This is a genomic window from Microcoleus pseudofavosus SVA1_A4, assembly GCF_036700565.1.
In the GTDB taxonomy this organism is placed as follows: Bacteria; Cyanobacteriota; Cyanobacteriia; order Cyanobacteriales; family Microcoleaceae; genus Microcoleus.
In genome coordinates this window covers 1-14,922 of sequence record NZ_JAUBPE010000044.1, presented here as the reverse complement: position 1 = coordinate 14,922, position 14,922 = coordinate 1, and the positions used below count along the sequence as shown (strand labels likewise).

The window sequence follows — 14,922 nt, the reverse complement described above, 5'->3', positions numbered from 1 at the left end:
GTGGCATTTTCAGCGTTTAATCAGTTCTTCAGACTGACTAACTGATGGAGGAGAGAGAGGACAATTGATTGCCGTTGGAGTTAACGTGCAAATTGCTGCATCAGTTGTCTCGAAACAGTTTTCTTTACCAATTTTGTCCAGCAATCTGGTGCGTTCTAACAAGTTTTGAACTTCAGGTTGTAAGCCAGTCAAAAGGAGGCGACAGTCATGTCGTTTCAAATCGCGATAGATGTCTTCCAATGCCACGAGTCCAGTAGTGTCCATATTGGGTACAAACCGCATCCGCAAAATTAGATACTTCACTTCAGGTTCATCCCGCAGGAAGGTAACAAACCGCTCTGCTGCCCCAAAAAATACAGGCCCATCAACCCGATAAACGGCAATTTGTTTGCTCAATTCAAGGGGTACACCGGGCGGAAAGGCTTCTGTTTCGGGGATTTTCGCCAAATTGAGCTCGCTCATCCGCTTAATGAATAACGCCCCAGCAGCAATTAGCCCGACCTCCACCGCCAGCACCAAATCAAACAGAATGGTGACCATCCAAGTGAGCATCATGACGGCGAAGTCAGAGTAGGTTGCCCGCATCAGTAAGCCGATCGCTTCCCACTCAATCATCCGCACACTCGTCACCATCAAAATTCCTGCCAATGCTGCCAGGGGAACTTGAGCGGCTAAAGGTGCTAATGTCAAAACGATGATTGCCAGTGCAACCCCGTGAATGACTCCAGACAACCGGGTTTTGCCACCCGATCGCACATTCACTGCTGTACGGGCGATCGCTCCCGTTGCTGGAATACCGCCAAAGAATGGAACCACAATGTTTGCTAAGCCCTGACCAATCAGTTCGCGATCGCTGTTGTGTTTCTCGCTAACAGTCATACCATCGGCAACCACAGCAGATAGCAGCGATTCAATACTGCCCAATGCGGCTAAAGCTAATGCCGGATTAATCAATTCTCGGATCACCCTAAAATCATTAGCGTGGGGAATCCCTTGGGGCATCGGCAACGATTGTGGGATAGAACCAATGGTGGGAACATCGAGGTGAAAGAAAGAGGCGATCGCCGTTGCCAGCACCAACCCTACCAATGAACCCGGTATGGCAGTCGTAATCCTTGTCCAAAATAGCTTGGTCAGAATCACCACAGTTGCCAACCCGACTGCCTCTAGGTTTAATCCTTCCCAATGGGTAAGGGTTTGCCAGATGCCCGGTAAAAAATGTTCACTACGGGGCAACTGCAACCCAAAGAAATTATTCAATTGTCCGCAAAAAATAATCACAGCGATGCCGTTGGTAAAACCTGCTGTGACTGGATAGGGAATAAACTTGACCAGTCTACCTAGTTTGGCGACGCCCAGGGCAACTTGAATAATTCCTGCCATTACCCCGGCAATCCACACCTTCTCGATACCATATTGGGTGACAATCCCAATCAGGACTACCGCCATCGCTCCCGTGGGCCCTGTAATCTGCACCGGGGAACCACCAAATACCGCCGCCACGATGCCCGCCACAATTGCCGTGTAGAGTCCGGCTTTAGGTTCGACGCCACTGGCCACAGCAAACGCCAAGGCCAGAGGAAGGGCAACCACGGCAGCAGTCAGCCCACCAGTCAAATCACCTCGCCAATGAGCAAAGGTGCGATCGAACCAAAACCGCAGACCACCCATGAAACTGTTTGCTACTGTCATTTAGTTCCAAAAATCTCCTGATGTCTTTGAATTTCTATATCTGAGAATATTCAAAGTCTTGCATATAGATTAACACTCGTGCTAGATTGTGGCAACCAGCAATCCACCAGGGAATTTTTACCCCGCTGCTGCAATAGCCATCATCTACGAGGATTAACCCTCTGCGGTTGGTACTCGTAGAGAGTTAAAACTGGATCAAACATATATAAGTAGCTAGACAAAATTAATTACATAGTTTTCTCCAAATTCTTTCAGGATGTTTTCCACAGAGGTAACAAAAGTTCCCCAACTCTTGTAAGCAGATATCTCAATCCATTCATACTTAATAAACCGCCATAAAATTTCAATTAAATTTAATTCCGGAGAGTAAGAAGGTAACTCAAAAAGAGTAATATTACGTTGTTTCCACTCTTCAATTTTGTCAACAATAGCATCACTGGTATGAATAGAAGCTTGATCTGTGACAATCACCGTTGGCTTATGTACTGCGGGAAAAAAAGCATCAATACAGGCAATAACCACATCTGAATTAATAGTTTGAGATGAAATATAAGTTTCAAGATGGTTATTTCGATTCATGATTCCTAGTACATTCATTCGCTGACTACGACGACTAGGGATTGTTAAATATTCTCCGATATCCTGCCAGCCATAGGGGACACAAGGAATCAAACAAAATCCCGTTTCATCCAAGTAATATAAATCAATTTTACCCTCATCATCCAATCGCTTTAATTCTTCTAATTGTGCCTTTTTATCTTGATATTCCTGGGAGGGAGGCTTTCCTCCCACTCCTTTACGCATGCGATGCCAACTCATGTTCAGACTTTTTAGTATTCTTTGAATTGTTTTTATACTCGGATTTATCCCCCAGGCTTCTTGAACTTTTTGGCTAACATTTTTTAATTGTCTTGGTGATTGTTTAGTCCACTCTTTGATTTGGGCTTTTTGCGAAGAGTTAAATAGTGATTTAGCACCTCTTCCTGGTTTATTATAAAGTCCGATCATTCCTTCTAATTCCCACCGATTGAACCAGTTATAGAGTGTCTTATAACTTATTCTGAAAATATTCATTAACTCTCCTTTTTTTACTCCTTGCGAAGCTAATATGAGGCAATGTGCTCGTTGACGTACCTGATGATGTCGGCTTTGGCGATGAATTCGTTGTAGCAATTTAGACGAAAGAGGGTTTATTTCTCTGATAAACATCATATGAAACTGTAATTAACTCATAATTTTGCCGCAAATATCATTATACTATGTATTTGTGTAATTAATTCTGTCTGACTACTTACCGAGATGGGTTACATTGAACGACCTTTTGTGACATACTCCCGACGCCTATCTGAGTACAGATAAGGCACGGGCTTCGCAACCAATCCGGCTATTGCTTAGGAGGCGTTGCGCTTTAAGGACTGGATGACCCTCAGCCCTGCTTCTGATGTTGATTGCTGCATTATGGTCGCGGTCGAGACTGCACCCACAGTGAGGACAGTCATGCCAACGAATATGCAGTTTTTTAGGTACTTTCTCACCACAGGTGGAGCAATCTTGTGAGGTGTTATGGGCACATACGGTCACTACTAGCAAACCAGCATTTACGGCTTTGTTTGTCAGTATCAACAGGAAGCTTGACCACCCAGCATCCAACACAGATTTAGCCAACCTTGTACGAGCAAGTCCTTTTACATTTAAATCTTCATGAGCGATTACGTCATATTTCGACAGCAAATGATTAGCGGTATTGAAATGGAAATCTTTTCGCTTGTCTGCAACTTTCTTGTGTTGCTTCCCAAGTTGTTTGACGGCTTTCTGTCTACGGTTGCTTCCCTTTTTACGACGCGATACTCGTTTTTGAAGAACCCGCAAGCGCTTTTGAGCTTTCCGGTAGTGCTGAGGAATAGAAACCGTCTCACCGTCGGAAGTTGTCAAGAACTCCTTTAAACCAACATCAATTCCGGTGATTTTATCCGCATTAAAGTCTGGTTTAATTTCAGGAACGGTTTTGTCTTCTAAGGAAAGAGTCAAATAGTAACCATCAGCTTTCTTAGTGACAGATGCAGTTTTAATTTTGAATCCGCCAGGAATAGGACGATGCAAGACAACCTTAACTTTTCCGAACATCGGCAAGGCAATCTGATTACCTTGCAAACATCCTTCTTTTATCTGAGGATAGGTGAAAGTGCGATAACGATTACGCGCTTTAAACCGAGGCTTACCACTTCGTTTACCGTTGCTATCACCCTTGAGAAATCTGTCAAACGTTACTTTGACTCGCTTGACTACATCTTGGAGGACTTGAGAATAAATCTCGCTGTACCAAGGATGGGTTTTTTTTAGTTGTGGTAGCGTCTTTTTTTGAGAGTAATAGTCTGGGTTGTCGCGCAGTTCTGGTAGATGACAAACCAAAGGGCAAGCGTTAGCAGGAGAACGGTTTTGCTCAAACCAATTACATCTATCAGCCAACAAGTAATTGTACTGAGCGCACAACATTGACAACCACTTGTCAATTTCAATGAGTTGCTGTTTTGTTGGACGTAATCGGTATTGGTAAGCGGTTCTCATGGTTGCCCTCCTTGAGTCCTATGTTAGCATTATTGTGTTCGCATTGACAACACAACATGAAAAACAAAAACCTTCATATTCGACTATCCGAGAAAAGGATTAATAAACTTAGGGCTGTAGCTAGCGCTAGAGAAAAAACTATCACTCAGATGGTAGAAGAGTGGATCGATCGTCTATCCAATACATCTCTTGATTGACTTCGTACCTACGTCAATCCGCCTATCCATCCCGACGCCAATTTGAGTACAAATATAGCGCGGGGCTTCCGGCGAAGAAAGCTAAATGGAACTGAAGATTCATGTCGGCGTTGGTGCGTTGTCCGCCTTCTCCCTAATTTCCAAAACATTGTTCTTGCTCGATATTTTTCTCGTACAGATGCGAGCGCCCATCTGCAATTTCTGAGGCGATCGCGACCGACGGCATTTTATGCTGTCATATTCGATTTTATTCCTAATTAAAGTGCGATCGAGTGGCACAGCAGCTTGTTTTTTGTAGAGTAGCAAAGACAATGAATATTAAAATTTTTGATGTCGATCGTGGCTTTTGCTCTGCCATTGAAGCCGATGACTATCGTACAGCCCCGATTGACTGTGGCTACAGTTTTCGCAATAATTTTCGACCGAGCTGGTATTTTCTAAATCATCGAACCCGTCACCTCGATTACTTAATCGTACCCGCTTACACCGAAGAGCATTTAAAAGGCTTCTCTGATTTAACGAGTCATTTATTGGAACATAATTTTTCGATTGATTATTTGATTGCTAATCCATCAATTGATGCAAATAGTGTTTCTGAGTTAGCCGTTCGGAATCCCGGCACGGGGAAAGAGATAAAACTATTAAACAAACTTTATAATGGGCAGACAAATGTAGATCAAATGATTCATCTAGGGGATGTGACTATTTCTTTTTTCTGCAACCAGTATCCAGAGTTTCTTGACGTTCATAATCGCAGCCTAGTTACCTTCCTGTATGCTCGGGATGTCAATACGATCTTTCCCGGTAATTTGAAGACACAAGGGTGGCGCGGTTTATTGCGAAATCCTAAATTTCGCGATCGACTTCGCCAAGTCAACCTATTTGTCGCTTCCAATCACGGACAAGAAGATGGTTACTGCCCAGAAGTATTCAACTATTGCAGCCCCGATCTGATTATCATCCCTAACCACGTTCATCAGCCGCTTGGGGCCGACCGCATCCGTCAGTATGAACGTCATGCCAGGGGTTTGTGGACAACCTTCGGTAAGCAACGAGTGTTAACCACCGGCGATGCCAGAACCATCACGATCGATCGACCGCCAAGTGAATCACTACAGGTAATTACTCAAAAGCACAAAGTCTATTCTATCAGAATCAATAGAAATCGATACCTTAACGCCCCCCGGATTACTCCAGACGGTCACTTGTATGACAGAACATCAGAATGTTAAGATGACCCAAAAAGCTTTAAGAATACTTAGGTAATAGAATGGCATTGAAACCCAGCGATTTTAAAGCAGACCTGTTCAAGGTGTTGTCTAATCCAGTGCGGATTCAGATTCTAGATACCCTGCGAACACGAGAGCGCAGCGTCAACGATATCGCTGACTGGCTGGAAATAGAGCCTTCGTCTATCTCTCAGCAATTAGCCGTGTTACGAAGCAGGAATTTGGTGACAAGTCGCAAACAAGGCAACTTTGTGTTCTATTCCATTCGTGACCGGGCTATTTTCAAGATTTTGGATGCCGCGTTAGAAGTATTTAACAACCATCTGGTTGACGTGCGAGATGCCCTGGAACAGTTGCAATAAGAACTAAGGGCTGGTTTATAGAAATCAAGGTTTTGCCAATAGACATCTCCAACAAATAATCTCAAGCTTTTTATAGACGTAGGGCGTAGGCAGAGGTGATCTGGGCGCAATATCTTATTTTTCCAAGATGTCGATCGCTGATTATATTCTGCCCCGATAAAGTGGCTTGCTGCAATCTAAAATCTAAAATCTAAATCAGAAACTGGGTTTTTTGTGTAAGTCCTATATATACTATTAAAGCCCTGCCGGAATCGCACCGATCGCCCTTGCCACTAACACCTATCATGAACGATCGCACATCTCATCCAAACATCCCCCCGCACACCTGGAAACGTCCCATCGGCCAGGGTTGGGACAATCCCTACACAGTACGCTACGCAAGCAATCTCGACGACGGCCCCTGGCACGGAATGCCTCTGGGCGGGTTCGGTGCCGGGTGCATCGGGCGATCGTCCCGCGGCGACTTCAACCTCTGGCACATCGACGGCGGCGAGCACATTTTTCGCAGTTTGCCCGCTTGTCAGTTCAGCGTTTTTGAAGAAACTCAAGGCAAGAAACAAGCTTTTGCACTGTCCACTGAACCGCCTACCGATGGCAGTTTGTCGAGTTGGAAATGGTATCCAAAAGAAGGAAGAACAGAAGAGTCTAACTCTGGGAGTTATCATGCTTTGTATCCGCGCAGTTGGTTTGTTTATGAAAATGTGTTTAAAACTCAATTAAGCTGCGAGCAATTTTCACCAATAGTACCTCATAACTATCAAGAAAGCAGTTACCCAGTCGCCATGTTTGAATGGGTGGCGCACAATCCTACAGATGCGCCGATTACTCTCAGCATCATGCTGACTTGGGAGAATATTGTCGGTTGGTTTACTAATGCCAATAAGTCGCCGGAAGTGATGGTGCGAGATGATGGCAGTCCATTTTATGATTATCAATCCCGGTGGGGAGAAAGTGGCGGAAATTTGAATTTGTTGGTGGAAGATTTTCACCGGATCGGTTGCGTGATGACGCGGTTGACTGCTGATGGCGAACCGCAAGAGGGGGATGGACAATGGGCGATCGCAACTATTACTAATCCGGCAGTAGAAGTATTCTATCAAACTCGCTGGAACCCGGCGGGGAATGGCGAGGATATTTGGCGACACTTTTCTGCTGAAGGTTTGTTGTTGGATGACAAAGACGAGACAGCAGCAGCAGCAGGGGAACAGTTGGCTTGTGCGATCGCAGTTCGCTTTACTATTCGACCGGGAAAAACTCGCAAAATCCCCTTTATTATAGCTTGGGATTTGCCCGTTACTGAGTTTGCATCGGGAGTTTGGTATTACCGCCGCTATACGGATTTCTTCGGGCGCAACGGCAAAAATGCTTGGCCGATTATTCGGACGGCGATGAAGCATTCGGATACTTGGCGCGAAAATATTGAAGCTTGGCAAAAACCCATTTTAGAACGGAAAGATTTGTCAGACAGTTTCAAAATGGCTTTGTTTAACGAGTTGTATATCCTAACTGACGGCGGTACGCTTTGGAGTGCGGCTGACGAACGCGATCCGAAGGGTCAATTTGGAGTTTTGGAGTGCATTGATTACCGCTGGTACGAAAGTTTAGACGTGCGTCTTTACGGTTCTTTTGCTTTGTTGATGCTGTGGCCGGAATTAGAAAAATCGGTAATTATAGCTTTTGCACGGGCAATTTCTGCGGGTGACGATACGCCTAGAATTGTGGGCTGGAATCAAGCATCGGCTATTAGAAAATCTGTCGGTGCGACGCCGCACGATTTAGGTGCTCCTAACGAACATCCTTGGGAGAAAACGAATTATACTAGCTATCAAGATTGCAATTTGTGGAAAGATTTGCCTTGCGATTTTGTGTTGCAGGTTTATCGGGATTTCTTGTTGACTGGTGGCAAAGATTGTGAGTTTTTGCAAGAGTGTTGGCCGGCAATTGTTGAGGCTTTGGCTTATCTGAAAACTTTTGATGAGGATGGGGACGGAATTCCTGAGAATTCGGGAGCACCGGATCAGACGTTTGATGATTGGCAAATGCGGGGGATAAGTGCGTATTGCGGGGGTTTGTGGTTGGCGGCGCTGGAGGCTGCGATCGCGATCGGCGAAATCCTAGAAGATGCTGCGCCGGAGATAATTCCTAACCCCCAAGAGAAGATTGCATTATATCACAGTTGGCTGCTACAAGCAAGACCTAGCTATCAAGAAAAACTGTGGAACGGTCAATATTACCGTTTGGACAGCGAGAGTAATTCGGAAGTAGTGATGGCAGACCAATTGTGCGGTCAGTTTTACGCGAAACTGTTAGGATTGCCGGATATTGTGCCGCCAGAATGTGCAGTTAGCGCGTTAGAAACTGTGTACGAATCTTGCTTTTTGAAGTTCAACGATGGCGAGTTCGGTGCGGCGAATGGGGTGATGCTGAACGGTTCGCCGGAAAATCCGAATGCGACTCATCCTTTGGAAGTTTGGACGGGGATTAATTTTGGGTTGGCGGCTTTTTTGGTACAGATGGGAATGGAGGAGAAAGCGTTTAAATTGACGGATGCGGTGGTGAAGCAGATTTATGAGAATGGGTTGCAGTTTCGGACGCCGGAAGCGATTACGGCGGCGGGGACTTTTCGGGCGAGTCACTATTTGCGGCCGATGGCTATTTGGGCGATTTATGGGGTGTTGACTGGTTTTGAAAGATGAAATAAAAAGCAGCGCAAATCTTGTTAGGTACGGTATAATGGCAGTTAAGTAATGCTGTGATTCTTATTTAAACAATTGCCTGCCAAAGATGCTTTTCACGATGCTGTTAAATCCGGCCTACAGAAAGAAGGGTGGGTGATTACTCACGATCCTCTCTTTCTGCGGGTGGGTGGGGTTGAAATGTACGTCGATCTAGCGGCGGAAAAATTGATTGCGGCGGAAAAAAATGGACAAAAAATTGCAGTTGAGATTAAGAGTTTTTTAGCAACTTCAAATATTTCTGAGTTTCATACTGCTGTCGGTCAATTTTTAAATTATCGTTTAGCTTTAGAGGAAGAAGAACCGGAAAGAAAATTATATTTAGCAGTTCCGCAAGATATTTATCGCTCTTTTTTCAGCTTGCCATTTATTGAGCGTGTTATCAAGCGCTATCAACTTGAGATCATAGTTTATAATCCTGACGGGGAGGCGATCGTCCAATGGCCAACATAGAAGTCTATCGCGAGTATGTTCAAGCAATTCTGAAGAAGTATGAAAGCTATCAGTCAGAAAATGACCCGATCGCATCTCAAATCATTTTTGATACGGAACGGGATCATTATCAATTAGTCCATGTGGGGTGGCGTGATTGGCGTCGTTACTACGGCTGTGTCGTACATATTGATATCCAGGATGGTAAAATCTGGATACAGCATGATGGGACGGAGATCGGCGTTGCTAATGAGTTGGTTGATTTGGGTGTGCCGAAGCAGGATATCGTTTTGGCGTTTCAAGCGCCTTATAAACGAAAGTATACCGAATTTGCGATCGGTTGATTCAACTTGCTTATGAATTCTGTGTTAAAAAAGTATGGCGTTAGTGTTGAGTTTCCTGATGTCAGCGGTGCAGAACACTTGGAAATGCTGCAAATTCGCGATCGCCTTGCAGAAATTGAGTCTGACTTGAGTGAAGCAGAAAAGACATTGCTCATCAAGGGCGATCGCCAATTAATTGAAAAGGTAAACGATTTTTATCAGGAATTGTCGGGCTTTGTTAATTTAGCTGACATCAGAAAAGCTCAAGCTATTCCTCTATTTCATTGTTCCAGAGGCTGAGGGAAGTTAGGTTGGTCAAAGATTTCAAGGGTATAGTGTCTGATATTTTATTGAAACTGAGGTCAAGGGAAGTTAGTTTAGTCAGAGATGCCAGAGGTGTAATATCTGATATTTCCTCGCCGACAAGGTAGAGTTCACCTAGACTTGAAAGGTTGTCATTAACTCGTGCGCACTCATTAGTTGCAGCTTGACCCAACAACGCATCAACAGTAATTCTAGCCCCTGGGTTCAAAGTAGCTTTATTAACACACCACTCGGTAAAAGTTTTGTAGTTTGCTGTCGGTGTTTGCTGGGCGACAGCCTCCGGCAATCTGTCGCTGCCAAGAATTAGAATTAAAGACAGACTGAAGATGATACACTGCCAAGCATACTGCTGCGCAATTAGAGACAAATTCCTGTTGTCTAAAAGCTTTTTCAACATTTTGCAAATCTCTCAATTTTTATCGAAAATCCCTGAGTGAATTCATGATAGCATCGCTTATGCGGGTGAAGAAGGACTGAAGTCCTCACTACGAACCAAAGTCAATTACGATGAAATCTTGTTGTGTGATGAGATTAGCTGGTACGCCGTTGAGGGTAGCTAAGATTTGATTTGTGTTGGCAATTTTGATTAAAGTTGCACCGCCGTCTTGAACTATGCTGAGTCGATCGCCCTTTAAACCTCCCATTAAAATAAATACATCCTCACCGGGCGTAAAATCAGCAATGACATCGCCACCATCCCCCGCAGCCAAGCAAAAGTAATCGCGCCCGCTTCCGCCAATCAAAGTATCGTCACCCTTGCCGCCGTACAGAGTATCGCTACCATCACCGCCGCACAATTTATCCGCATCTTCATTGCCAAAAATTAGATCGTTGCCACTTCCGCCGCACAAATAATCTTTTTGACTGCTAGCATCCGTCGCAATATTGTCAATATCTCCGAAAATCGTATCGTCGCCGTCGCCGCCGCAGATGGTGTCACTTCCCAAATCTCCAAACACCAAATCATTGCCAGAATCGCCGCAAATTATATCGTTATCTTTGCCGCCGCGTAAGGTATCATTGTCCTCGCCCCCAGCAAGAGTATCTTTGCTTTCTTGCCCGTATAAAAGGTCGTTGCCGTTATGGCCAAAAAGCAAATCTTTTCCTGTAAAGTCGCCGTCAGACGCATCAGAAGTGCCGCCAAATAAACTGTCATTACCTTCATCGCCAAGCAGGGTATCGTTGCCTTTGTCGCCCCAAATTACGTCATTATCTTTGCCTGCGATCGCCAAATCACGATCTTTACCCGCATAAATAATGTCATTCCCAGCGTGACCGACGAGATAGTCGTTATTTTCGTTGCCAAATATGGTGTCGCTGTCTGTATCTGCACCGACAGGGATGCTGCTAGGAAAGCCACCGTAAATATTGTCGCTGCCGAGTAAGCCAATTAGCAAGTCACTGCCGTTGAAACCGTTGATGCTGTCGTTAAGATTGCTGCCGGTTAATGTATCTTTGCCGTCACTATCGCTGAGAGTATTTTGAGTAATATTGGGTGCGGGGATGGAAGTGCGATCGGGTAAAATAGTTCGATCGCACTTACAGTCTTCCGAAGCAGCAGGAATTAGCGCAGGTTTGGGGGTTTCGGTTATTGGAGATGCGGTTTGGGCGATCGAATTCTGATTGGCGATCGGCGTTTCTCCCGGCGTCTGCGTCGAAATTGGAGTTTCCGCAGGCGTCGGAATTGGAGTTTCCGCAGGCGTTGGTGTCTGCGTCGAAATTGGAATTTCCGCAGTCGGAATTGGCGTCGGAATTAGAGTTTCCGTAACTATCGGAGTTGGCGTCGGAGTTGGTGTCGGAGTTGGAATTTCCGCAGTAGGAATTGATGTCGGAATTGGTGTCGGAATTGGCGTCGCAGTCGGATTTGGTGTCGGAATTGGTCTCGGAATTGAAGTTTCCGCATGAGTCGGAGTTGGCGTCGGCCTGGAAATTGGAGTTTCCGCAGGCGTTGGAGTTGGCGTCGGCCTGGAAATTGGAGTTTCCGCAGGCGTTGGAGTCGGTGTCGGAGTTGGAATTGGAGTTTCCGCAGGAGTTGGTGTTGGCGTCGGTGTGGGAGTTGGAATTGGAGTTTCCGCAGGAGTTGGTGTTGGCGTCGGTGTGGGAGTTGGAATTGGAGTTTGCGCAGGTGTCAGAATTGGAATTTCCGCAGGCGTCGGAGTCGGTGTCGGAATTGGAGTCGGTGTCGGAATTGGAGTTTGCGCAGGCGTCGGAGTCGGTGTCGGAATTGGAGTTTCCGCAGGTGTCGGAATTGGCGTCGGAATTGGAGTTTCCGCAGGTGTCGGAGTTGTATCTACAATAGTCAAAATCGCACTAGAAATCGCTCCCAAATCGGCTCCGCTAGTGGGATTATTAAGACTTAAATTAACAGTTTCCTTGTCTTCAATTGCCAAATCCTCAACAATTGGAATCGTGAAACTTTGAGCAGTTTCCCCACTTCCAAAATTTAATGTTCCCGATGTCTGGTTATAGTCACTACCAGCATTAGCAGTGCCGTTACTTGTGCTGTAACTGACAGCAGCAGCCACATTAGCATCTGTGCGAGTAACGGTAATTGTGGCAAAACTACCGTTTTCATTAACGCTGTAGTTGGCGTTGCTGAAGTTAAATGTGCCTGGATTGGTGAGGTTGATAATGAAAGTTTGATTTGCCGAAGTATCGACACCGCCGTTAGCTGTACCGCCACTGTCTGTCAAATTTAGAGTAATAGTAGCACTGCCGATCGCACCTGTTGCGGGCGTAAAAGTCAGTTGTCCCAAAGAGTCGATCGCAGGTTGTACGCTAAACAAAGCAGCATTGTCATTCCCGACTACTTGGAAAGCCACAGTTTGTCCCGATTCGTTGGCCGGGCCTGGAGAAATCGCAGTCGCCCATCCGGGGATGGTTTGCGGGCCGGAGTTGCGGTTGAGAGTGCGATCGACCCCTTTGACAAACGAGGGTGCATCGTTGACTGGATTAACTGCGATCGCCGATGTTATCGCATTAGTGCTAAACGGCGTTGTTCCCCCAGTAACAGAAGCGTTGACACCAGCTGTACCGCTAGCGACTCCGTTACTTCCATCCCATGCCCGAAAAGTAATTGTCGGTTCGCTTCCAGGGGTGCTGTAATAGTCCGGGTTGGGTACAAAGCGGACTCTCGGATTCGATCGATTTTGCAAGAAAACCTGCGTTAGGTTGATATTAGCCTTCGCCTCAGTAGTATTGTCGCCGAGGAATAGAAAGTTAGGAGTTTCGTAAGGGTCGATCGCACCTGCAAAGGCAGAATAATCTCGCAGCGGGCCTCTTAATTCGGGAATCCCGCCAAACATCGGGCTGCCGTCGTTAACCTCGCTAAAAAGAGAGTAACTGTCACCTTGAACGCTGAGAGTGTAGTTAGTAGTGCGATTGGTGTTGTAAGCAATATTTTCGGCAGGCAGAAATAAGCCGTTGGCTTGCCCGCCTGGATTGGGAGTAATGCCGTCTCCTTTTGCAAATATCCTGCCGGAACTTGCAGATAGCTGTTGGAAACCAATTTCAATTGCTTTGCGATCGCTGGTAACAACAACCATACTAAAACCCGCTTCATTTGGATTACTTCGCGATTCTGAAATAATTTGAAGATTAAAAGATATTTCAAATCCAACACTGACAGAACCTGCATTGCGATCGAGTACGGGAAATGACGGATTTAAAGGAGTTCCTAAAGCCGTGTGGCTGCTGTATCCAGCATAGATACTCTCGGTAGCAGTGCTGTTTAAATTAGCTCCATTACCACTAAATATTTCTGAAGCAGTAGAAGTAGGAGAAGCCGTATTTAAGTTTGTCAAATCCAGCCAACCTTGAGGACTGGGAGTATTGCCAACTAAGCCATTATAAAGAAAAGTCGGGCCGAGTACAGTTGCTGAACTATCAGAAACTGTGCCGAAATTCGTCCAACTATTGCCGCCGTTTGTTGAGAATTGCCAATTGCCGTTAGTATTGTCAACTCCCGTGACTGCCATACCAAAAGGATATCCATTAGGATCGCTTACCACATCGTAAAGATAGGCATAAATATTAATTCCCCTATTATTTGCGTTGGGCAAGTCTTCCCTCATGAATAATGGTATGGGATAGACAGAAGTATCCAAAATAGGAGCGCCGTTTGCCTCCTGGTTGCGGAGGCTGTTAATATAAATAGTGTTAATTCCGCCGTTGGGCAAACCGATAGAACCCGGACTGTTGACAGCATAATTAGCAGTTTTGTTGACCCCGCCAAGAGCGCTGGAAAACTCGACAGTGCCACCGTTGTTCGGTGCTGGAATTTGCACCTTAGCTGCACTGCCGAATGCTCCGTGGGTTCCCAATGTCCTCCAGGCGATCGAATCTACTGTATCGGTAGTTGTAGTGCTAGCATTATCAATATAAACAACATCTGAAGCTGCCAAATCCCCATCAAAATTCCCCGCTGGGAGCAGCTTTGTCAAAAATCCACCTTCGGGACTCAATCGAATGTTCCAATCGTTATTTGTTCCCGACGGTATGGGGTTGTAGCCTATCTCTTGATTAGCAGGCGAACCGCCGATCGCAATTATTGTTCCTGCTTTAAACACAGGAGCAATATTTGCCATATTAGTAAATCTGTAAGCAGAATATTTTGCTAATGTTGTAGTTGTGGAATCCCCCACAAAATAGCTCTGAAGCTGAGTTGCACTTATATCTTCTGTCAGCAGTAACTCTACATATTCGTTGCCTGTAATATCTCCAGTAGCGCGCTGGAATTCGTTAATAATTATCTGTCTCATCTAGATGCACCTAAATTTGAGATGATTATGTGTTTTTAGTCAACTGCTGTCACTTTTTTACAAACACTATAATTTAATTTGCGTAATTATACTGTCAGTAGTGTTTCAGTATTATTGGCTAATTCCGGTAAAAATTAGTACGAAAATAATATCTTGACAGCTTAGCAGTGTCAAGCAAAAGCTTGTATTATTGTCGATCGCACTCTTGGACGCAAAAAATGATTTGATATCAATTCCGGCTGCACCGGAATGATATAGAGGACACCGCGAGTGCCTAAGTCCCTACAATTGATCGTGGTAGGG

At 45.3% G+C, this 14,922-nt stretch carries 12 protein-coding genes; 6 read left to right on the top strand and 6 right to left on the bottom strand.

Annotation, left to right across the window (positions count from 1 at the left end; genetic code table 11):
- Positions 1-9: 9 nt before the first annotated feature.
- From QUA02_RS19015 to QUA02_RS19000, 4 genes are all read right to left on the bottom strand, one after another.
- A complete protein-coding gene (locus tag QUA02_RS19015; protein WP_333029879.1) occupies positions 10-1,692 on the bottom strand; it encodes a SulP family inorganic anion transporter in 1,683 nt (560 codons plus the stop codon).
- A 213-nt stretch (positions 1,693-1,905) separates the two neighbouring features.
- Positions 1,906-2,904 carry an IS630 family transposase gene (locus tag QUA02_RS19010; protein WP_333029877.1) on the bottom strand — a complete coding sequence of 333 codons (999 nt, stop codon included), beginning with the start codon at positions 2,902-2,904 and terminating at the stop codon, positions 1,906-1,908.
- Positions 2,905-3,033: 129 nt separating this feature from the next.
- The gene (locus tag QUA02_RS19005; RefSeq protein WP_333029875.1) at positions 3,034-4,257 is read right to left on the bottom strand and encodes an RNA-guided endonuclease InsQ/TnpB family protein; all 1,224 of its coding nucleotides are present in this window, start codon (positions 4,255-4,257) and stop codon (positions 3,034-3,036) included.
- 296 nt (positions 4,258-4,553) lie between these two features.
- Positions 4,554-4,766 carry a hypothetical protein gene (locus QUA02_RS19000; RefSeq protein ID WP_333029874.1) on the bottom strand — a complete coding sequence of 71 codons (213 nt, stop codon included), beginning with the start codon at positions 4,764-4,766 and terminating at the stop codon, positions 4,554-4,556.
- Here QUA02_RS19000 and QUA02_RS18995 point away from each other — a divergent pair.
- The 6 genes from QUA02_RS18995 to QUA02_RS18970 all read left to right on the top strand — a co-directional run bounded on the left by QUA02_RS18995 (position 4,766) and on the right by QUA02_RS18970 (position 9,835).
- The gene (locus tag QUA02_RS18995) at positions 4,766-5,686 is read left to right on the top strand and encodes a ComEC/Rec2 family competence protein (RefSeq protein ID WP_333029873.1); all 921 of its coding nucleotides are present in this window, start codon (positions 4,766-4,768) and stop codon (positions 5,684-5,686) included. The genes QUA02_RS19000 and QUA02_RS18995 overlap by 1 nt on opposite strands.
- Positions 5,687-5,724: 38 nt before the next feature.
- The gene (locus QUA02_RS18990; RefSeq protein ID WP_332985369.1) at positions 5,725-6,045 is read left to right on the top strand and encodes an ArsR/SmtB family transcription factor; all 321 of its coding nucleotides are present in this window, start codon (positions 5,725-5,727) and stop codon (positions 6,043-6,045) included.
- 284 nt (positions 6,046-6,329) lie between these two features.
- Positions 6,330-8,741, top strand: a complete 2,412-nt coding sequence (locus QUA02_RS18985) for a GH116 family glycosyl hydrolase (RefSeq protein WP_333029947.1) — start codon at positions 6,330-6,332, stop codon at positions 8,739-8,741.
- 75 nt (positions 8,742-8,816) lie between these two features.
- The gene (locus QUA02_RS18980; RefSeq protein ID WP_333029871.1) at positions 8,817-9,233 is read left to right on the top strand and encodes a XisH family protein; all 417 of its coding nucleotides are present in this window, start codon (positions 8,817-8,819) and stop codon (positions 9,231-9,233) included.
- Positions 9,221-9,556: a XisI protein gene (locus QUA02_RS18975; RefSeq protein ID WP_333029869.1), complete on the top strand. Its 336-nt coding sequence runs from the start codon at positions 9,221-9,223 to the stop codon at positions 9,554-9,556. The genes QUA02_RS18980 and QUA02_RS18975 overlap by 13 nt, the downstream gene beginning before the upstream one ends.
- Before the next feature lie 12 nt (positions 9,557-9,568).
- Positions 9,569-9,835 (top strand): hypothetical protein, encoded by a 267-nt coding sequence (locus tag QUA02_RS18970; protein ID WP_333029868.1) that lies wholly within the window; start codon positions 9,569-9,571, stop codon positions 9,833-9,835.
- Here QUA02_RS18970 and QUA02_RS18965 read toward each other — a convergent pair.
- Complete coding sequence (locus tag QUA02_RS18965) at positions 9,804-10,256, bottom strand: leucine-rich repeat domain-containing protein (protein WP_333029867.1); 453 nt, start codon at positions 10,254-10,256, stop codon at positions 9,804-9,806. The two genes, QUA02_RS18970 and QUA02_RS18965, sit on opposite strands and share 32 nt — an antisense overlap.
- Before the next feature lie 88 nt (positions 10,257-10,344).
- On the bottom strand, positions 10,345-14,619 hold the full coding sequence (locus tag QUA02_RS18960; RefSeq protein WP_333029866.1) for a choice-of-anchor Y domain-containing protein: 4,275 nt from the start codon (positions 14,617-14,619) through the stop codon (positions 10,345-10,347).
- Positions 14,620-14,922: the final 303 nt, after the last annotated feature.

Bases quoted from the DNA above. Each gene is read 5' to 3' on its own strand.
- QUA02_RS19015 (WP_333029879.1), bottom strand. From the start codon at position 1,692: ATGACAGTAGCAAACAGTTTCATGGGTGGTCTGCGGTTTTGGTTCGAT.
- QUA02_RS19010 (WP_333029877.1), bottom strand. From the start codon at position 2,904: ATGATGTTTATCAGAGAAATAAACCCTCTTTCGTCTAAATTGCTACAA.
- QUA02_RS19005 (WP_333029875.1), bottom strand. From the start codon at position 4,257: ATGAGAACCGCTTACCAATACCGATTACGTCCAACAAAACAGCAACTC.
- QUA02_RS18995 (WP_333029873.1), top strand. From the start codon at position 4,766: ATGAATATTAAAATTTTTGATGTCGATCGTGGCTTTTGCTCTGCCATT.
- QUA02_RS18990 (WP_332985369.1), top strand. From the start codon at position 5,725: ATGGCATTGAAACCCAGCGATTTTAAAGCAGACCTGTTCAAGGTGTTG.
- QUA02_RS18985 (WP_333029947.1), top strand. From the start codon at position 6,330: ATGAACGATCGCACATCTCATCCAAACATCCCCCCGCACACCTGGAAA.
- QUA02_RS18975 (WP_333029869.1), top strand. From the start codon at position 9,221: ATGGCCAACATAGAAGTCTATCGCGAGTATGTTCAAGCAATTCTGAAG.
- QUA02_RS18970 (WP_333029868.1), top strand. From the start codon at position 9,569: ATGAATTCTGTGTTAAAAAAGTATGGCGTTAGTGTTGAGTTTCCTGAT.
- QUA02_RS18965 (WP_333029867.1), bottom strand. From the start codon at position 10,256: ATGTTGAAAAAGCTTTTAGACAACAGGAATTTGTCTCTAATTGCGCAG.
- QUA02_RS18960 (WP_333029866.1), bottom strand. From the start codon at position 14,619: ATGAGACAGATAATTATTAACGAATTCCAGCGCGCTACTGGAGATATT.